Source organism: Ruania rhizosphaerae, from assembly GCF_009805705.1.
GTDB classification, from domain to species: Bacteria; Actinomycetota; Actinomycetes; order Actinomycetales; family Beutenbergiaceae; genus Ruania; species Ruania rhizosphaerae.
This window is the reverse complement of record NZ_VSMB01000005.1, coordinates 35,639-54,481: the sequence shown is the minus strand read 5'-3', so window position 1 is coordinate 54,481 and position 18,843 is coordinate 35,639. Positions and strand designations below refer to the sequence as shown.

14 protein-coding genes and 1 tRNA gene are annotated in these 18,843 nt (G+C 69.1%); 5 read left to right on the top strand and 10 right to left on the bottom strand.

From position 1 onward, the window contains the following. Positions 1-108: 108 nt before the first annotated feature. The 7 genes from FV560_RS09070 to FV560_RS09040 form a co-directional block, all read right to left on the bottom strand. Positions 109-2,580, bottom strand: coding sequence for a metallophosphoesterase family protein (locus FV560_RS09070; protein WP_200837588.1), 2,472 nt, complete (start codon positions 2,578-2,580; stop codon positions 109-111). Positions 2,581-2,792: 212 nt separating this feature from the next. Further along, the gene (locus tag FV560_RS09065; RefSeq protein WP_159621209.1) at positions 2,793-4,781 is read right to left on the bottom strand and encodes an alpha/beta hydrolase family protein; all 1,989 of its coding nucleotides are present in this window, start codon (positions 4,779-4,781) and stop codon (positions 2,793-2,795) included. Positions 4,782-4,805: 24 nt separating this feature from the next. Further along, complete coding sequence (locus FV560_RS09060) at positions 4,806-5,660, bottom strand: hydroxymethylpyrimidine/phosphomethylpyrimidine kinase (RefSeq protein WP_235020026.1); 855 nt, start codon at positions 5,658-5,660, stop codon at positions 4,806-4,808. A 64-nt stretch (positions 5,661-5,724) separates the two neighbouring features. Continuing rightward, positions 5,725-5,797 (bottom strand) — tRNA-Thr (locus tag FV560_RS09055). 77 nt (positions 5,798-5,874) lie between these two features. Continuing rightward, complete coding sequence (locus tag FV560_RS09050) at positions 5,875-6,648, bottom strand: DsbA family protein (protein WP_159621208.1); 774 nt, start codon at positions 6,646-6,648, stop codon at positions 5,875-5,877. 60 nt (positions 6,649-6,708) lie between these two features. Next, a complete protein-coding gene (locus FV560_RS09045) occupies positions 6,709-7,224 on the bottom strand; it encodes a hypothetical protein (protein ID WP_159621207.1) in 516 nt (171 codons plus the stop codon). A 142-nt stretch (positions 7,225-7,366) separates the two neighbouring features. Beyond that, complete coding sequence (locus FV560_RS09040; RefSeq protein ID WP_159621206.1) at positions 7,367-9,109, bottom strand: serine/threonine-protein kinase; 1,743 nt, start codon at positions 9,107-9,109, stop codon at positions 7,367-7,369. Between the two features lie 71 nt (positions 9,110-9,180). On the opposite strand from FV560_RS09040, the gene FV560_RS09035 reads away from it, so the two are divergent. The 4 genes from FV560_RS09035 to FV560_RS09020 all read left to right on the top strand — a co-directional run bounded on the left by FV560_RS09035 (position 9,181) and on the right by FV560_RS09020 (position 14,080). Further along, on the top strand, positions 9,181-10,608 hold the full coding sequence (locus FV560_RS09035; RefSeq protein WP_159621205.1) for an alpha,alpha-trehalose-phosphate synthase (UDP-forming): 1,428 nt from the start codon (positions 9,181-9,183) through the stop codon (positions 10,606-10,608). An 18-nt stretch (positions 10,609-10,626) separates the two neighbouring features. Continuing rightward, positions 10,627-11,460 carry a trehalose-phosphatase gene (gene otsB / locus FV560_RS09030; protein WP_235020025.1) on the top strand — a complete coding sequence of 278 codons (834 nt, stop codon included), beginning with the start codon at positions 10,627-10,629 and terminating at the stop codon, positions 11,458-11,460. A 124-nt stretch (positions 11,461-11,584) separates the two neighbouring features. After that, the gene (locus tag FV560_RS09025) at positions 11,585-12,709 is read left to right on the top strand and encodes an ABC transporter ATP-binding protein (RefSeq protein ID WP_159621204.1); all 1,125 of its coding nucleotides are present in this window, start codon (positions 11,585-11,587) and stop codon (positions 12,707-12,709) included. A gap of 120 nt (positions 12,710-12,829) precedes the next feature. Further along, positions 12,830-14,080 carry a DUF4032 domain-containing protein gene (locus FV560_RS09020; RefSeq protein ID WP_159621203.1) on the top strand — a complete coding sequence of 417 codons (1,251 nt, stop codon included), beginning with the start codon at positions 12,830-12,832 and terminating at the stop codon, positions 14,078-14,080. A 4-nt stretch (positions 14,081-14,084) separates the two neighbouring features. Here the strand turns inward: FV560_RS09020 and FV560_RS09015 are convergent, their stop codons facing one another. Continuing rightward, positions 14,085-15,893 (bottom strand): glycoside hydrolase family 2 protein, encoded by a 1,809-nt coding sequence (locus FV560_RS09015; RefSeq protein ID WP_159621202.1) that lies wholly within the window; start codon positions 15,891-15,893, stop codon positions 14,085-14,087. Positions 15,894-16,008: 115 nt separating this feature from the next. Between FV560_RS09015 and FV560_RS09010 the strand changes: the two genes are divergently transcribed. Next, positions 16,009-17,025: a LacI family DNA-binding transcriptional regulator gene (locus FV560_RS09010; RefSeq protein WP_159621201.1), complete on the top strand. Its 1,017-nt coding sequence runs from the start codon at positions 16,009-16,011 to the stop codon at positions 17,023-17,025. Here FV560_RS09010 and FV560_RS09005 read toward each other — a convergent pair. Further along, positions 17,022-18,101 carry a Gfo/Idh/MocA family protein gene (locus FV560_RS09005; RefSeq protein ID WP_159621200.1) on the bottom strand — a complete coding sequence of 360 codons (1,080 nt, stop codon included), beginning with the start codon at positions 18,099-18,101 and terminating at the stop codon, positions 17,022-17,024. The two genes, FV560_RS09010 and FV560_RS09005, sit on opposite strands and share 4 nt — an antisense overlap. Then, positions 18,101-18,826: a ThuA domain-containing protein gene (locus FV560_RS09000; RefSeq protein ID WP_159621199.1), complete on the bottom strand. Its 726-nt coding sequence runs from the start codon at positions 18,824-18,826 to the stop codon at positions 18,101-18,103. Before FV560_RS09000 ends, FV560_RS09005 begins: the two co-directional genes overlap by 1 nt. Positions 18,827-18,843 lie beyond the last annotated feature (17 nt).

Genomic DNA, 18,843 nt, shown 5'->3' with positions numbered 1-18,843 from the left:
TCACTGCAATCGATTGTTTCATCGTGAGACATCGGGTGGATACGTGCCGCAATACGGGAGCCCCGGCGGGAAACAGACACGCCGGGGCTCACCGTCATTCCGACGGGCTCAGCTCTCGGGAATAGTGCGACGCTGACGGGCCACCAGGAACATCGCCATACCGCCGAAGAGCAGCGCGGCGCTGCCGGCGACCATCCAGACCGGGGTTTCCGAACCGGTCTCCGCGAGGTCGCCTCCTCCCTCCGCTGCGGTCACGGTCAGCGCGGCCGAGGCCCGTACGCCCGACTCGGAGATGAGCACGATTCGATGCGAACCCACAGCCGTCACCGGGATCGTCACCTGCGCGGTGACAGCTCCTGAGGCATCGGCCTCGACCGTTGCAAGCTCGACCGTGTGAGAGTGCAGCTCGATGCGCACGGCCTCGCCAGAAGGGAACCCGGAGCCGTTCACCTCCAGCGCATCGCCGGCAACCACTGAAGACGAGGACAACGTGACGGCAGCCGACGCCTCGCTCTCACCGGGTTCCTCACCATCACCCGGCTCCTCACCACCCGGCTCCTCACCACCGGGTTCCTCACCATCACCCGGCTCCTCACCACCGGGTTCCTCACCATCACCCGGCTCCTCACCACCGGGTTCCTCACCATCACCCGGCTCCTCACCACCGGGTTCCTCACCATCACCCGGCTCCTCACCCGCGGAGCGCCCGATCTCGAAGCGATCGATCACCCATGGGTCGATCTCGGGGGTGCGCACATCGAACGCGTACGAGACCACCTCACCGGCTCCGGTGTCCAACATCGCGAAGACCGCCAGATCGTTGCTCTGCACGAACGGCAGCGGCGTACCGTCGTCCGCGGTGAACGGCTCCACGTTCGGGACGATCGGCTCGAGCCCGCCGGGATTGCCTTGCGCAAGATAGTTCTCGTCATCCCACGGCAGCCCTGGCAGGGGTCGCGACCTGCCGCTGAGCTCGTGGTAGGCGCCGTAGGTGTTGCCGGTATTCGACGTTTCCAAGTAGTTCACACCGTTCTCCGACTCGAACCTGTTCCACAAGTGCGAGTGGCCATTGTGAACCAGATCGACCTCGGCTCCTTCGAGCAGCGGCTGCAGATCGTGGCGCAACATGTTGTCCTCGGGCGGATACTCGTAGCGGATGCCAATGACCTCGCCAGAATCGTTCGTCTCTTCGATGCGAACCGGATCAGCGAATTGCGGCATCACGTTGTCACCCAGGCCCTGCGGACTCTCGTGCAACATGACAATGCGGTACGCGGCATCTTGAAACTCATCGCTCGCGAGTTCTTCTTCAAGCCACTCGTATTGTTCGCTACCGACGGCCAGTGACTCGAAGATGTGTTCGCCGTACCCCTGCTCCAGTGGCTCATCGAGACTCGATGCCGCCTCCTGATACCTGCTGGAGGACGTCCGCTCCTCGGGATCGGCAACCGCCGTCGGGCTGCGCCAGATGCGCGTGGAGTAGAGCGAGACGAGACGGACACCACCGAAGGTCGTGGCGTAGTAGGTTTCGCCACCCGGAGAGTCGTCCGGAAGTGTGAACATCTCCTCGTAGCTCGTGGTGCTGAAGGAATTGTCCTCGATCCACTGCGCCCTAGTCTGCGGATCGTCCGTGGGGTTCACCTCCGCCGCGACCCTCTCGTACTCCGCCTCGGCGACGGCGATCGGGACGGGTGAGCCGTAGGCTGCCCCGATGCTCGCCGCACCGGCAACTCGCCCGTGCACTTCATGGTTGCCTACGGCCGGGAACAAGGGTGCGTTCTGGATGATCTCCCCGCCGTGGTAGGCGGTGATGCCGTGGTTGTCGACCCGATCGCCATTGCCCTGAAGCACCGCGAGGAAGGCGCTACCTCGGGAATCGTCGAACCATTCCGACGCGCGATCAGGATGGTTGACGAGGTCGCCGGCGAGGAAGACCCCGTCGATGTCACCGATCGTCTCTGCAGCCAGCTGGAGGTTCGCGGCCGTGTTCGCCATGGCCTGGTGGTCGCTGGTGAGCAGGATGCGCAGATCGTCGTCGGCGGCAGGGGAAGGACGCAGCGAGAAGGTGCCTGAGACGGCTGCATCCCCCGCATCGGTCGAGACGACCCGGTACGGCACGGCCTCGCCTGGGGCGAGACCATCGATCGTCGCCTCGTGGCGCCACACGTCACGGTGGACGATTCCCTCCTCCTCCGTGGGCCTGACCGCATCGGGGATGCGCGAGGAACTGTCCTCCGCGAGCCGTGAGTACTTCAGGGACTCGGCGGGGATGACGCGCACACCGGTGAAGGTCGCCCCGGCCGCGGCCTGCTGAGCCTGCTCGGCGGTCAGCGTGGCGACCTGCGCACCGAGGAGGACGACGTGGTTGCTTCCCTCGAACTCCGTGTTCCAAACCACGTGGACGCCGTCGGCGGTAGGACTCTGCAGGAATGGGTCGCTGAGCAGTGGAAGATCGCCGACCGGGTCGGTCGCCGCGGACGCGACCGGAGCACTGGATGCCGCGGTCGGCAACAGCAGCATCGGCAGAGCGGTGCACAGTGCGGCGACTGCGGTCCGGGTTCTGCGGTGGGGGCCAGACATCACGAGTGACGGTTCCTCTCGGTGCACACATAGACAGGCTTCGACGAGCCTCTCGAGGCTAGGTAGGCCAGATGGCTCGCCGACGTGCGCGCGATGAATAGGCGACATCACCGAGGTGAACGACTCCCGCACCGGTCCGGACGCGGGCTGGGCTGGTCAGGGCCGCTCAGGGCTGCTGCGACGGACGATCGCCGAACGCCGCTGTGCGCGGATCAGGTGACCGGCAGGTGCTTCGCCCACCAGCGCAGGATGTGCTCGAAGCGCGCCACCCGGTGCCGGGGCCGACCGGAGCGGCTCAACTCGTGCCCCTCCCCGGGGAAGAGCAGCAGTTCGGCCTCCACGTCCCGCAGGCGCAGTTCGGTGTACCAGCGCTGGCCCTGCTCCACCGGGCAGCGCCAGTCCCGCTCGGAGTGGATCACCAGGGTCGGTGTCCGCACCCGATCCACGTGCGCCATCGGGCTCTGGGCAGCGATCTGCTCCGGGTCGGTTCCCAGGTAGGCGTGGGGAAAGAACCACCCGATGTCGGCGGACCCGACGAAGCTGACCGGATCGAGGAAACCGCGTTCGACGATCGCCGCGGCGAACCGCCTCGTCTGGGTGGTCAGCCATGCCGTCATGTAGCCGCCGTAGGAGCCGCCGAGCACGCCCACTCGCTCGGCGTCCAACTGCGGGTGCGCTGCGAGCGCCGCGTCGAGGAAGGCGAGCACATCGACGGCGTCCCGGCCGCCGAAGCCGCCGATGATCGCCCGCGCGTGGTCCTGCCCGTACCCGATCGAACCACGCGGGTTGCAGAACACGACGGCGTAGCCCGCCCGGGTATAGACCTGCACCTCGTCGAAGAACATCGGTGTGTACTGCGCGGCCGGTCCGCCATGGATGAGCAGCAGCACGGGGTGCGGCCCATCGCCCTCGGGAATGCTCACCCAACCGTGCACCGGGTAGCCGTCATCCCCGCTCGCGATCAGCTCGACCGGTTCGACCGCGCCCGCCTCCTGCCGGAGCCGGGCGGAGAGGTCGGTCACGCGCCAGGGCGCGGCGTCCGCCGGGATATGCCAGAGGTCGGCCACGCTGTCCGGACTGCCGGCGGCCACCAGGGCTGCGCCGTCGGGCATCGCCGCGACCGCACGCGCCTCCACATGCCCGTCGAGCACAGCCACCACCGTGTCCCCGTCCGCCCGGAGCACCGGGGCGGTGCCGCGTTTGGCCCCGACGAGGAAGACGCCGTCGCCGGCAGGTTCCAGCACCCCGGTCAGAGTGAGCGTGCGCGGATCGGTGAGGCGGGTCAGACCGCTGAGTGTGGTGCCCTCCAGTGCGGCGCGGTACAACGCGGGTGAGCGGCCGATGAAATCCATCCGGTCTGGGCCCTGATCGGTGAGCAGCAACCAGAGCCGTCCCGTGGCGTCGAAGGTCACGGCACCGGGGGCGTGGGAGCCGACCTCGAGAACGGTTGCCGGGGATTGCGCCTCCGCTCGGTGATGCAGTAGGTCTCCGGCGATCGCGTCCGGAGCCGAGCGGATCGTCAGCAGGCCGGTGCCGTCCGGGGTCCAGACGGGGATGCTGTGGTCATACGGTTCGGTCGTGACCTGCGTGACCTCGACGCCTGCGACAGCATGGGGACTCTCACCGTCATCCGCCGTCGAAGGTGGGTCGGCGAGCGGGTCGAGCAACGTGGACCGGGACGAAGGAATCCCCGCGAGGAACACCTGCTGGGGCCGGTCGGCGGAGTAGCCGAGGCCGTCGGTCCGGTACGTGAGCCGGGTGATGTGGCGCGGTGCCTCGGCATCGGAACCGACGCCCTCGGCGGTGCCGTACCGGCCTTGCTCGGGCACCCGGGCCGTGTATGCGAGGCGGGTCGAGTCCGGGGAGAACATGGGCCGGCCGGACACACCGGCCGGGTGCGCAGTAAGGACCCGTGGCTCTCCGCCGTCGGCGGGAATCAGCGCGACCTGCGGCTTGCCGCCCGAGAGAGCACGAATGAACGCCAGCCACCGCCCGTCCGGGGAGAACACCGGTTCCGAGTCGTCCGGACCGTGGGTGAACGGGCGCAACTCGCCGCTGTCCAGGCTGAGGCGCCACAGCGCCGAGGGGTAGGTGTCGGCGTCGGTGTCGGGGCGGTCGATCGCCACCACGGCCCAGGTGCCGCTGGGGTGTGCGGCGGGCGTGCCGAGTTGGCGGAACAGGTTCAGGTGCTCGGGTCGCATGCAGCGAGCCTAGAACCCTCGACTTCAGAGGGTGCGGATCTGCACGGGGCCGTCCGTGGGCGCCGGTCCGGCGAGCCGTACGGCGTCGAACGGGGCGTGGGAAGGGAGCCGGTCCAGGATCCCCTGGGTCACGAGCTGCTTGGCCACCTGCACGGCGTCGGTCACCTCGGCCCCCTTGGCGAGCTCCGCCGTCACGGCTGCGGCGAACGTGCAACCGGCACCGCTGACCCGCTCCTCGCCGATCTTCGGGGTACTCACCACGGTCGTCGTCGTCCCGTCGAAGAGCACGTCGACGGCGTCCGGCCCCTCCAGCTCGACGCCACCCTTGGCAACGACATACCTCGGGCCGAGGGCGTGGATGCGCCGGGCGGCCTCCGCGAGGTCGTCCACCGATTCGATGCGCTCCATCCCGGCGAGCGTGCGGGCCTCGAAGTGATTGGGGGTAATCACCGTGGCCAGGGGCAGGATCCGCTCCCGGAGAGCGTTGTCGGTGTCGAGCGCGGCACCGGGTTCCTGCCCCTTGCAGATGAGGACCGGATCGAGCACCACATGCCGCCACGGGTGGCCGGCGATCGCGCCCGCCACCGTGTCGATCGTCCCGGGGGTGCCGAGCATCCCGATCTTGACGACGTCCGGTGCGTGGCAGGCCAGGGCCGCCTCGATCTGGTCGGCGATCACCGACGACTCGACCGGGACGAACCGGTGTGCCCAGTTCGCTGCGGGATCGAAGGAGACGATGCAGGTGAGGGTGCCGAAGCCGTAGGCGCCCAGGGTCTGGAACGTCCGCAGGTCTGCCTGGATCCCGGCACCGCCGGTCGCTTCGGAGCCGGCGATCACGTAGGCGCGTGCAGGTTCAGTGGGGATGCTGGTCTCGGACACGGCCCTACGGTACGACCCCTGCGCCGTCAGGAGGAAAACGCCGGAGGCGGGGTGAGGTTCACGGAGCCACCTGTCGGACTCGAACCGACGACCGTCCGCTTACAAGGCGGGTGCTCTACCAGCTGAGCTAAGGTGGCGCGCCCACGAGGGGCGAGTCGAGTGTGCCAGATCGGCCGGGGCTGGGCGTAATCGCTGCACGCCCCGGCCGATCGGGTCAGCGACTCTGGAGCTCGGCCAGCAGGGCCCCCTCGGTGGTCCACTGCCCGGCCGGGTCGTTCTCGTCGTTACCCCAGACCTCACCGTCGATGACGATCGTCGGTGTGCCGGAGTAGCCGTCGCGGATGGCCTGGTCGGAAGCGAGCTCCACCCACTCGTTGTAGGTACCCTCGGAGAAGGAGTCAGCCACCTCCTGGGGCACGCCGGCATCGACGGCGATCTGGGCGATCTGTTCGTCGGTGACGTCGTTCGCCTGATTCTCGAACATCGTGGCCATGAACTCTGACGCCGCTTCCGGAGCCTCGCTGGCGATGACGAGGAACGCATTCGCCGACCGGGTCGAGTTCATCGCGGCGCCGTCCAGGAAGTCCACCGGGTGGTAGACGACCGTGGCGTCACCGTCAGCCGCCGCCTGCGTGACATCCTCGCCATTGACGGCGTCAAAGGTTGCACAGTGCGGGCACTGGAAGTCGAGGTAGACGTCGACGGTCGGAGCACCCTCGTTCGGGGAGCCGACGCCGTCGGCCCCGAAGGTGATACCGCCGTGCAGGTCCGAGCCCGCAGGGCTCTCGCCCTCATAGTCCGTCAGGAGGGTGCGGCCGGAGGCCTGGTAGATCATCACACCGGCGACGGCGATCAGCGCCACCACGGCGACGACGACCACGATGAGTACGCCTCGGTTGCGCTTGTTGCGCTGATCCTGGATCTTGCGGAGACGCTCGGCCTCCTTGCGGGCGGCTTCGCGCCGCTCAGCCTTGCTGCTGGTTGCCATGGGTAATTCCTTGTCCGGCCGCTGCCGCGGCCTGCAGGTCGAACGGGTGGGGGCAGGTGCTCAGACGAGCACCGGCGGCCCGCGGCGCCACACCGGGCGTCCCTGCAGGACCGGGAGCACCGGGGCGCTGTACCAGGTGGGCCGTTCCCCCCGCGGCACCAGACGCGGTACCCGAATCTCCCCCGGGAGAGTGCGCAGTGCCGCGAGGACTCCGCGCACGCCCGCCGCCGCCCGGGAAACCCAGAGCGCCACCCCGGTGAGGGTCACGTGTGCCACGAACAATGCCGCCAGCAGCGCCGCACACCCTGCCACAGCGGCAACCGTGTGCGGACCGTATCCGAGCGTGCCGGTGGGGCAGGCGGCCACCGAGCGCATCTGCGCCAGGTTCGCAGCCACGAATCCGGCCACGCCGTCCGCGCTCACGCACTCGGCGGGCAGCAGCACCCGCCCCAGCACCATCGAGAGCACCGACCATCCGCTCAGCACCGACACCAGCGCAGCGGGCGAGGACAGCCTGGCAGCACACCGCACCGCACGCGGGACAGCGCGCACGTGGTGCAGGAACGAGCCGGGCATGACGGCAAGGATACGCGGCCGACCTCCACGGGCCGCAAGCACCGGCGGATCTGACACACCTCCGGCAGTCTGACCCACCTTCGGCAGGCACCGACGGTAGGTCAAACTGCAGAAAGTAGGTCAGACGGCGGGTGGTGCGGGATCAGAAGAACCTCGTCGGCGGCACCGGGAACGGCCACCACTGCACCGCGCCGTCACCGAGCACGGTGAGGGCCAGCGCGGTCAATCCCACCCCGGCAGCGATCAGCGCCCACACCGCAGCGGCGGCACCGGCGGGTGCAAGCACTCGCAGCACCGTTCGCTGACCTTCCCGGGCGTTCCCACTCGAGGGCGTCCACCACAGCAGCAACACCGCGACCGCCACCACCGCCGGTACGAGGAACACAAGCGGGACGGCTTGGACGGCCAGCACCCACACGATCACCACACCGGCCGCTGCCACGACCACTCCTGGCAGCGTCAGCAGCAACCCGAGCACCACATGCAGCGGGAAGGCGGCGGTGGCGCGCGGCAGGTCCCAGCGCCCCGGGCCACGGCTCAGCCGTCGCTGCCGCAGTGCGCGCACGTCCGAACCGATGGCACCGAAGATCACGACCAGCACGACGGCGCCGAGTACCACCACCGAGGGGTAGAGGCCACCGAGCAGCGACAGTGCCGCGAGCCACACCAGCGACAGCCACGGGCGAGCACGGGCGGGCACGGCCCAGGCGGGGCGCTCGGGGAAGCCATCAGGGCCGAGGGAGTACGGAGGAGGCTGCACCGCTGGCGCCGGCACCTCCTGGATCGACGGGGACGGTGGCCCCGCATCCGGGTGGACCGGATCGGGGAGGCGAGCTGCGCCGTCGGGCGGTGGGGGTTGCTCGCCTTGCGCACTCGACGAGTACTGCGCAGTGGAGGGGTACTGATCGCGCACCTGCTGCGGCATCACGGCCGTGTGCTCAGGAGGCGCCGAACCTGGCGGGATGGCGGGCGGGAGCGGCGCAGCCAGATCGGGATCATCCGCCACCACCTCCGTGCGAGGCTCGTGCAGGTTCTCGGCATCGTCGTCACCATCGGCGAGCAGCGACGTCGGCTCCCGGCCCGTCGCATGGTCGCGGAGTGCGCGACGCACCACGTCAGGGCGCATCCGCCGGTCGGGGTCCGGGTGCAGCGCCCGTCGCAGCACCTGCGCCGTCCGCGGCGGCAAGCCGTCGGTGTCGACGCGTCCGGCCTCCACGCGTAGCAGCACCCCCTGAGCGCTCCCGAACGGACCACGCCCCGTAGCGGCGAACACGAGCACTGCCGCCCACCCCCACCAGTCCCCCACCGGCCCCGGGTCCGCACCGCGCATCACCTGCGGATCCACGTAGCCGGGGGTGCCGGTCACCAACCCGGTCTGGGTCAGACGAGGGTCGTCCGCGAGCTGGGAGATACCGAAGTCGATCACCACCGGGCCGTCGTCGGTGAGCATGACGTTGCCCGGCTTGAGGTCGCGATGGACCACCCCGACGGCGTGGATCGCCTCCAGCGCGTCAGCCAGCCCATCCGCGAGGTCGGCCAGCTCCTCGGCGTCCAGCGGGCCGTGCTCCCGCACGGACTCCTCCAGCGACTGCCCGTCGATGAGCTCGGTGACGATGAACGCCTCGGCGGAGTCGGCCTCCGCATCCAGCACACGTGACACCCGTTCACCGCGCACCCGGTGCAGCGTCGCCACTTCCCGTCGCAGCCGCTCTCGGGCAGCGTCGTCGGCACTGAAGATCGGATGCAGGAGCTTGACCGCGACATGCCGGTCCTCAGCGTCGATCGCCTCGTACACGGTGCCCATCCCGCCGGAGCCGAGTACCTCGAGCAGGCGGTACCCGCCGACCTCCCGGATCGGCCGCCGCTGCTCGGGCCCTGCGTCCATACCGGCAACCTACGCCACCACCGGACCAAGTAGCCTGGACGCGCCGCCGGAGAAAAGGGGTCAGAGCAAGAATGCCAGCACCACACGAGTTCGTCGTCGTCGCCAACCGCCTCCCTGCTGACATCCGCGTGGACGAGGAAGGCAACGTCTCCTCCACCCCCGCACCGGGCGGACTGGTCACCGCCCTCGCACCCGTGATGCGCGCCCAGGACGGCGCCTGGGTGGGCTGGTCCGGCTCGGCCGACCAGTCGCTCGACCCGTTCGACACCGACGGGATGCACCTGGTGCCGGTGCCGTTGAGCACACAAGAGGTCTCGCGCTACTACGAGGGCTTCTCCAATGCCACGCTGTGGCCGCTCTACCACGACGTGATCGTGCCCCCGGAGTTCCACCGCATCTGGTGGAACTCCTATGTGGAGGTCAACCGCCGCTTCGCCGAGGCGGCAGCAGGCACCGCCGAGAAGGGCGCGACGGTGTGGGTGCAGGACTACCAGCTGCAGCTCGTCCCGGAGATGCTGCGCCGGCTGCGCCCGGACGTGCGGATCGGCTTCTTCGACCACATCCCCTTCCCGTCCGTGGAGCTCTTCGGCCAGCTCCCGTGGCGCCGGCAGGTGATCGAAGGACTGCTCGGTGCCGACCTCATCGGCTTTCAGCGCACCGGTGACGCCGCGAACTTCCTGCGCGCGGTTCGCCGTTTCACCTCCCACAGCACGCGCGGTCAGCAGATCACCATCGGGCAGCACTGGAACCGTCCGGAGCGGCACGTTCGCGTGGGGACGTTCCCGATCTCCATCGACTCCCACAAGGTCGACGAGCTCGCCCGCACCGAGAAGATCACCAAGCGTGCCGCGCAGCTGCGCACCGAGCTCGGCGATCCGGACGTCCTCATGCTCGGTGTGGACCGGCTCGACTACACCAAGGGCATCCGGCACCGGATCAAGGCCTTCGGTGAACTGGTGGCAGAGAAGAAGGTCACGGTCCCCCGGACCGCGCTGGTACAGGTGGCCAGCCCCAGCCGCGAGCAGGTCGAGCAATACAAGACCCTGCGCCAGGAGGTGGAGGTCATGGTCGGCAACATCAACGGCGACCACGGCTCCTGGGGCCGCTCGGCGATCTACTACATGCACCACTCCTACCCGTTCGAGGAGATGGTGGCTCTCTACCGGGCCGCCGACGTCATGCTCGTGACGGCCCTGCGCGACGGGATGAATCTCGTGGCCAAGGAGTACGTCGCCGCCCGTCCGGACCTGGGCGGTGCCCTGGTGCTGAGCGAGTTCGCCGGTGCCGCGGACGAACTCAGCCACGCCCTGCTGATCAACCCGCACGACATCGAGGGCATGAAGGAGGCGATCCTGAAGGCCGCGACGATGGGACCGGCCGAGCAGCGGCGCCGGATGCGCACGCTGCGCAAGCGCGTGCTGGAGAACGATGTGCAGGGCTGGGCGAAGAAGTTCCTGTCCGTCCTGCAGAACATGCCCCAGCGCACCAGCCACGTCTAGTCCCGCCAGGAGGTCACCGTGTCCACATCCCCCGATGTCACTCCCGACGGCGTAGGTCACCTCGATCACGTTCCGTTCGCCGAGGCGCTGCGCACCTTCGCCGCCGCACCCAGCGTCCTGATCGCCCTGGACTTCGACGGCTGCCTGGCCCCGTTCGTCCCCGACCCGGCCGACGCCCGACCGCTCCCGGAGGCGAGCAAGGCACTGCGCCGGCTCTCAGCCACCGACGGCGTCCAGCTCGCCCTGGTCTCCGGGCGTCCTGTCGACCAGCTGCAGGCGCTCGCCGATCCGCCCGCCGGAACGTGGCTGGTCGGCAGCCATGGGGCCGAGACCGCCGAACTCGACGCCGATGGCACGCTGCACCGGGTGCCGTTCACCCTCGCCGGGACCGAGGCGGACCTGCTCGCCGAGGTGACCTCCGCCGTCGAGGGTATCGCCGCACTCCACCCGGGCACCTGGGTGGAGCACAAACCGGCCGCTGCCGTGCTGCACTCCCGCACCGCGGCCGAGGACGTGGCCGAGCGTGCCCTCAGTGCGGCCCACGACGGGCCGGGGCAACTGCCCGGTGTGCACGCGATGCACGGGAACCAGGTGGTGGAGCTCGCTGTGGTCGATGTGACCAAGGGAGCAGCTCTGACAGCCCTGCGCGAGCGACTCGGAGAGGTCGCGGTGCTCTACGCCGGCGACGACGTCACCGACGAGACTGCACTGGCCACGCTGGGCCGAGGCGACCTCGGCATCAAGGTCGGTCAGGCCGAGACCGTGGCACCCTTCCGGGTGGCGGACGAACCGGCGATGGCGCGGGTGCTGACCGATCTCGCATCGTGGCGGGCGTCACATCACCAGGACTGAACCTGTGACACAATGATCTGCGGTACCTCCGACCGGTGGTGCCGTGTCAGCGGAGACACTCGCATGGCACTCTTCACAACGGATCGTCCGGCACGTACCTGCCGGTGAAGGGAAAGACGCAGTCATGGCAACTGTGACCTATGACCACGCAAGCCGGATCTACCCCGGCACCGAGCGCCCCGCGGTGGACGCTCTCAACCTCGAGGTCGAGGACGGCGAGTTCCTCGTTCTCGTCGGCCCCTCCGGCTGCGGTAAGTCCACCTCCCTGCGCATGCTCGCCGGTCTCGAGGACGTCAACTCCGGCCGCATCCTCATCGGTGACCGCGACGTCACCGACGTGCAGCCCAAGGACCGTGACATCGCGATGGTGTTCCAGAACTACGCGCTGTACCCGCACATGTCCGTCGCCGACAACATGGGCTTCGCCCTGAAGATCGCCGGCAAGCCGAAGGCTGAGATCCGCCAGCGCGTCGAAGAGGCCGCCAAGATCCTCGACCTGAGCGAGTACCTGGACCGGAAGCCGAAGGCGCTCTCCGGTGGTCAGCGTCAGCGTGTGGCCATGGGCCGCGCGATCGTGCGTCAGCCGCAGGTGTTCCTCATGGACGAGCCGCTGTCGAACCTGGACGCGAAGCTGCGTGTGCAGACCCGTACCCAGATCGCCTCGCTCCAGCGCCGTCTCGGCGTCACCACCGTGTACGTGACGCACGACCAGACCGAGGCCCTCACGATGGGTGACCGGATCTGCGTGCTCAAGGACGGTGTGCTGCAGCAGGTCGGCACCCCGCGCGACATGTACGACACCCCGCAGAACGTGTTCGTCGCCGGCTTCATCGGCTCCCCGGCCATGAACCTGGGCTCCTTCAAGGTCGCCGACGGCAAGGCCAACCTCGGCGGGGCGCACATCCCGCTGACCCGCACCACCCTCGATGCGATCACCGATGAGGACAAGGGAGAGATCACACTCGGGTTCCGCCCGGAGGCCACGCACCTCGTCTCCGAGGGCACTGAGGCCTCGTTCGGCATCAGGGTGAACCTGGTCGAAGAGCTCGGCTCGGACGCCTTCGTCTACGGCGAGATGCTCGACAAGGAAGCCTCCGAGCACATCTCCTCCGGTGCCGGCGACGCCCAGGTGATCGTGCGCGTCGAGCCGCGTAACCCCCCGATGAAGGGTGACACGGTCTACATCCAGATCGAGGACGGTCAGAAGCACCTGTTCTCCTCCGCGACCGGCCAGCGTCTGCCGGAGTGATCCGGGCGCACTAGCCCTGGAACGGGGGCGGGCCACTGCGGCTCGCCCCCGTTTCGCATGTCCGGGTGCCTTCCCCAGGCGAGAGGGTGCCGCAAACGCCGAACCTGAGAGACTAGGACCATGCCGCAGTCCTTGCAGATCACCTCCGCCTCCCCGGATCCAGCCATCCTGGATCTGCCGTGGCACATCGCACTCGAGGACTGGCCGGCCGAGAATCTCGCGGCACTCCCCCGCGGCATCTCCCGCCACGTGGTGCGTTTCGTGCGCCTCTCGGGCAAGGTGCTCGCCGTCAAGGAGATCGGCGAATCGGTCGCCTATCGCGAGTACCAGCTGCTGCGCGACCTGCAGAAGCTGGATGTCCCTGCCGTGGAGCCGGTCGGGGTGATCGCCGGGCGCAGCACACCCGAGGGCGAGGAGCTGAGCCCGGTGCTGATCACCCAGCACCTGAAGTTCTCGCTGCCGTACCGTGCCCTGTTCAGCCGGTACCTCGCACCGGACACGGCCACCCGGTTGATCGACGCGCTCGCCGTGCTGCTGGTCCGTCTGCACCTGACCGGCTTCTACTGGGGCGATGTCTCCCTCTCCAACACCCTTTTCCGGCGCGACGCGGGCGAGTTCGCCGCCTACCTGGTGGACGCCGAGACCGGCGACCTGCACGACGCCCTCACCGACGGTCAGCGCGAGTACGACCTCGAGATCGCGCGGGTCAACATCATCGGCGAGCTGATGGACCTGGAGGCCGGGGAGCTGTTGGTCGATGACGTCGACACCGTGGCCGTGGGCGAGATGATCGTCACCCGCTACCGGGAACTGTGGAACGAGCTGCTCGGGGTCGAGGAGTTCGGCGCCGACGATCGGTGGCGGGTCGCAGCACGGATCCAGCGCCTGAACCAGCTCGGCTACGACGTCGGCGAGGTGCAGATGACCACCGATATCGACGGCACCACCTTGTCCATCCAGCCGAAGGTCGTCGACCCGGGCCACCACCATCGCCGGCTGATGCGCCTGACCGGGCTGGACGTGGAGGAGAACCAGGCCCGCCGGCTCCTCAACGACATGGACACCTACCAGGCCGCCACCGAGCAGCAGAACGAGGACGAGGAGTTCGTCGCCCACGAGTGGCTCGCGGACGTCTTCGAACCGACCGTGCGCGCGATCCCGCGGGACATGCGCGGCAAGCTCGAACCGGCCGAGATCTACCACGAGGTGCTCGAGCACCGCTGGTTCATGGCCCAGGAGGCCGGGCACGACATCCCGATGAGCGAGGTCGTGCCGCACTACATCGACACCGTGCTACAGCACCGCCCCGACGAGGAGGCGATCCTCGGTCTGGACACCGCCACCCTGCGGGCGCTGGGCGAGGACGTCTGAGACCTCAGCCCTCCCGTTCGAACGCCGCCGGGCGCTCCTGCACAGCCCGCACCCTGGAGACGTCCAGCTTCTCCGACCGGTCGAAGCGGTAGATCCCGTTCTCCTCCTGGAAGACGTCGGTGAGCTGGGTGTAGCAGTAGCCGAACATCTCCGGATCGTCCAGGAGCGCGTTCGTCAGACCCGCGAAACGCTCGTGGAAGCCTTCCTCGTCCCGCACCCGGTCGCCGTACCCCCAGGAGTCGTCACGCTTCGTGCCGAGTGCCTCGGCTGCGCGCTCGGGGTTCCACCAGATGCCCCCGTACTCGCTGACGAAGTACGGCTGCCCGGCGTACGGCTGGGAGATCGTGGCGCCGTCGTGGGTGTTCGTGTGGGCCTCCCCGCGGGCCAGGCCACCGACCTCACGGGCGAACTGCTCCGGATCCTGGGTGTAGTTGTGGGAGTCCCACACGTCGGTCTCGAGCACGCGGTGGGAGTAGCCGGAGGCGTCCAGCACGGGCCGGGTGGTGTCCATGGCCTTGGTGGCCAGGAACATCGCGCGCGTGACGTCGTCCAGCTGGGTGATCCGGTCGTGCAGGTGCTGGTAGGTCTCGTTCAGCGGGCACCACCCGATGATCGAAGGGTGGGAGTAGTCGCGCTCCACCGCCTCCAGCCACTGGGTGACGAAGGACGCCGTCGGCTGCTGATGGTCGCCCGGGGTGCCGTGGCCACTGATACCCCAGTCGCCGAACTCGCCCCACACCAGGTAGCCGAGACGGTCGGCGTGGTAGAGGAAGCGCTCCTCGAACACCTTCTGGTGCAGCCGTGCCCCGTTGAACCCGGCGGCCAGGGAGAGCTCGATGTCGCGCACCAGCGCCTCCTCACTCGGTGCTGTCATCAGACTCTCGGGCCAGTACCCCTGGTCCAGCACGAGCCGCTGGAAGACGGGCTTGCCGTTGAGCAGGATCTTGCGTCCGTCGATGCTCACCGACCGGAGCCCGGCGTAGCTGGCCACCTGGTCCAGCACGGTGTCGCCATCCAGGAGGGTGATGTCCACGTCATACAGATGGGGGTCGCCGGGCTGCCACAGGTGCACCCGCTCGGCCGGGAGGTTCACGACGGCGGAGGGAGCCAGATCCAGATCCGCTGCCACCTCGTCCGTGGCCACCACGCCCGCCTCGTCGCGCACCTCGACGCGCACGCGCTGCCCGGGACGGTTCGCCGTCAGTGGCACGCTCACGTGGAACCGGCCGCCGGCCACGTCCGGGGTGATCCGGGGGCGTCCGATCGCCACCTCGGGGACGCCTTCGAGCCAGACGCTCTGCCAGATGCCGGTGGTACGCGTGTAGTGGCAGCCGGTGTTGGCGTACCAGGTGGCCTGTTTGCCCCGCGCCTGCGGCCCCCGGCGGGGGTCCCGCGCCCGCACGGTCACGGTGACCGTCTGACCGGCCTCGGCGAGACCTGTCAGGTCGGCGGTGAACGGCGTGAAGCCACCACGGTGGCGCACCACCTCGTTCCCGTCTACCCACACCGTGGCGTCGTGGTCGACAGCGGCGAAGTGGAGCTGGGGCCGCAGACCGGCCCACCCGGCCGGGATCGTCACCTCCCGCCGGTACCAGACGGCCTCGTGGAAATCGACGTCACCGATGCCAGAGAGCTCGGACTCGGGTGCGAAGGGCACCATGATCGTCCCGCTGAGAGCCGTCTCGAGCAGTCCGCGTTCAAGCCCGGAGTCACCCGGGTCGAACTCGAAGTCCCAGCGGCCGTTGAGGTTGATCCAGGTGTCGCGGACAACCTGCGGGCGGGGGTGCTCCGGGCGGGGGATCTCGGCGGTCATGGCGCAACCTCATCGTCTCGGGGAAGAGTCCAGCACTGGATTCTCACGTTGTAATCGTCGTCTCCGTTACCGTAGGCGGCAGAGTGTCCGCCCGTCAAGAGAGGGATCACCCGACGTGCCCGAGGAGCCCGGCCCGCAGCGCCCACCCAGCATCAAGGACGTCGCCGCACGTGCCGGAGTCTCCTGGAAGACGGTCTCGAACGTGATGAACGGGCAGATCAACGTGCGCCCCGCCACCCGCGAACGCGTCGAGCAGGCGATCGCCGATCTCGGGTACCGCCGCAGCGCCGCCGGCCGTCAGCTCCGGTACGGCCGCTCGTTCATCATCGCTCTCGCCGTCTCCGAGCTGACCACGCCCTACTTCGCCGACCTCGCGCACGAGGTGCTCGCAGCGGCCGCCGAGCGCGGGTACACGGCGCTGATCACGGAGACCCGCGGAGACGAAGCACGTGAACGGGCAGCCCTGCGAGGGTTCGATACCCAGGTGGCCGACGGCGTCATCCTCAGCCCCGTCGCACTGGACGGCGCCAGCATCGTGACCGCGCAGAGTCATGTGCCGCTGGTGCTGCTGGGCGAACGCGTAGCCGGCTCACCGCTGGACCACGTGATCTACGACAACCACCGTGCCGCCCGTGAGGCCACCGAGCACGTCCTGGCCGGCGGATCGACACGCCCGCTGTTCCTCGGCGCGGACCCGGGGCACCGCTACGGCACGGGCTGGCTGCGGGCCGAGGGCTTCATGGCCGCACTCGGGTCGCGAGCGAGCGAGGACCTGATCGTCCGCACACCGCACTACACCCGCGCCGCGGGGGCACGAGCAGTGACGGACCTGCACCGGGCCGACCGCCCTTTCGATGCCCTCGTGTGCGCCAGCGACATCCTCGCCGTCGGTGCCCTGCACGCGTTGCGCGAGCTGGGAAGGAACGTCCCCGGCGAGGTCCAGGTGATCGGCTGGGACGGCATCGACGAAGGCGCCTACACCTCACCCCCGCTGACCACGGTCGACCTGGACGTCCGCACGGTGGCGAGGGCCGCCGTCGACCTCGTGATCGCCCGGATCGAAGGTGCCGGGACGCCCCCTGCGGAGGTGGTGGTGCCCCACCGGCTCCGCACCCGCGGCAGCACCCGCTAACGGGTGGTGGTGAGAGGCACCGGGGCCGGACGCTCCACCCGGGAGGAGATCGTGACCGCCCGGCCCGTCTCAGCAGAAGTGAGCAGCCCCTCCATCACGTCGAGCACATGCAGCGCGAGGTCACCGGAGGCCCGCACGCCGGCCTCGTTCTCCGCCACCATCATGTCCACGACGCCGATCCCGCGACCGCCGGGGATGTCACCGGCCGAGGGCTCCAGCACCGCCCACTCGGGCGAACCGAGCTCGCGTAGCCGGACGTCGCCGTCGAACCGGTTGGGGTCCGGCACGCTCAGCGAGCCCTTCGTCCCGTGCACCTCGATCTTCGGCGCCTCCGTACCGGCCGTGTCGAAGCTCATGACCACCGTCGAGATCGCACCACTCGCATGGGTGAGAATGCCCGTCACGTGCGTGGCCACGTCCACCGGCACGCTTTCCCCTGCTCGCGGGCCGGAACCGATCGTGCGGGATTCGTGCGCCGCACCGGAGGCCCCGACGACGGAGGTCACCTCACCCAGCAGGGTCACCAGCGTCGTCAGGTAGTAGGGACCCATGTCCAGCAGCGGGCCGCCACCGGCCTGGTAGTAGAAGTCCGGGTTCGGGTGCCAGGACTCGTGGCCCGGGCAGGCGAAGGTGGCCGTCGCCGAGGTGGGGGTACCGATGCGTCCGGCGTCGACGGCGGCTCGTGCGGTCTGGATCCCCGCGCCCAGCACCGTGTCCGGCGCTCCCCCGACGCGGATCCCGGCAGCCCGCGCCGCCTCCAACACCCCAATGCCATCGGCCGTGGTGGCCGCCAACGGCTTCTCGGAGTACACCGGCTTCCCAGCGGCGATCGCCGCGTGTGCGATCTCGGCGTGCGCGGCGGGAATCGTCAGGTTGAGCACCACGTCCACCTCAGGGTCGGCCACCAGGGCCTCGACGCTGAGCGCCCGCGCGCCCACCTGGGCGGCAACCTCCTCGGCGCGAGCCGCGTTCAGATCCGCGACCGCCGTGACCCGGGCGTTCGGGAGCCGATCGAAGGTGGCGAGGTACTGGTCGAGGATCTTGCCCAGGCCCACAATGCCGATGCGTACGCTCATCACTGCTCCCCCGCCCGCTCGCGCGCCGCCCACAGCAGTCCCCGCTCGATGATGGTGCGCACACTCGGGTGCTCGAGCACGTCCACCGAGTGCCCGGGAGTGGCCACGAAGACGCGCCCCTCACCCCAGTCGCGCGTCCACACCGCCGGGCAGGTGACCTCGCGGTGCCACGGCTGATCCTCACGCGCGGGGTGAGTGGTGGTGGCATGCACGTCGATGAGGTCATCGGTCAGCACCCAGTACTGCTCGGTGTCCAGGTCGAAGTCCTCGATACCGGCGACCACCTCGTGGTCGGAGATGACGTTCACGCGGTGCGGCAAGTAGTTGTCGTGCTGTTCTCCCTCGCACTGCTCGGCGGGACGGGAAGGATGGGTGGCGAACTGCCCGCCCACCAGGTGCAGGTAGTGGTTGGTGTTGCGGAAGGAGTCGGCGATCCCGCCGTGCCATCCGGCGAACCCGGTACCCGCCGCGACCGCGGCAGCCAGGCCGGAGAACTGATCCTTCTCGATCGTGCCCATCGTCCAGCACTGCACGATCAGATCGGTCGCGGCCATGGCCTCGGCGTCGGAATAGACGTCGAGGGAGTCGTGCACCTCGACCTCGAACCCGTGCTCGCGCAGGAACGGCAGGAACATGTCGGTCGCCTCGACCGGAGCATGCCCCTCCCAGCCGCCTCGTACCACCAGGGCCCGGCGTGCGGGCGTGTCGTGCGTCGTCACAGCCATCCTCGTCCTCGAAGGTC

What these genes read in the sequence shown, in the direction of transcription:
- FV560_RS09005 (WP_159621200.1), bottom strand. Translation starts at nt 18,101, where the DNA reads ATGAGCGTACGCATCGGCATTGTGGGCCTGGGCAAGATCCTCGACCAG.
- FV560_RS09025 (WP_159621204.1), top strand. Translation starts at nt 11,585, where the DNA reads ATGGCAACTGTGACCTATGACCACGCAAGCCGGATCTACCCCGGCACC.
- FV560_RS09070 (WP_200837588.1), bottom strand. Translation starts at nt 2,580, where the DNA reads ATGTCTGGCCCCCACCGCAGAACCCGGACCGCAGTCGCCGCACTGTGC.
- FV560_RS09050 (WP_159621208.1), bottom strand. Translation starts at nt 6,648, where the DNA reads ATGGCAACCAGCAGCAAGGCTGAGCGGCGCGAAGCCGCCCGCAAGGAG.
- FV560_RS09015 (WP_159621202.1), bottom strand. Translation starts at nt 15,893, where the DNA reads ATGACCGCCGAGATCCCCCGCCCGGAGCACCCCCGCCCGCAGGTTGTC.
- FV560_RS09000 (WP_159621199.1), bottom strand. Translation starts at nt 18,826, where the DNA reads ATGGCTGTGACGACGCACGACACGCCCGCACGCCGGGCCCTGGTGGTA.
- FV560_RS09045 (WP_159621207.1), bottom strand. Translation starts at nt 7,224, where the DNA reads ATGCCCGGCTCGTTCCTGCACCACGTGCGCGCTGTCCCGCGTGCGGTG.
- FV560_RS09035 (WP_159621205.1), top strand. Translation starts at nt 9,181, where the DNA reads ATGCCAGCACCACACGAGTTCGTCGTCGTCGCCAACCGCCTCCCTGCT.
- FV560_RS09020 (WP_159621203.1), top strand. Translation starts at nt 12,830, where the DNA reads ATGCCGCAGTCCTTGCAGATCACCTCCGCCTCCCCGGATCCAGCCATC.
- FV560_RS09040 (WP_159621206.1), bottom strand. Translation starts at nt 9,109, where the DNA reads ATGGACGCAGGGCCCGAGCAGCGGCGGCCGATCCGGGAGGTCGGCGGG.
- FV560_RS09065 (WP_159621209.1), bottom strand. Translation starts at nt 4,781, where the DNA reads ATGCGACCCGAGCACCTGAACCTGTTCCGCCAACTCGGCACGCCCGCC.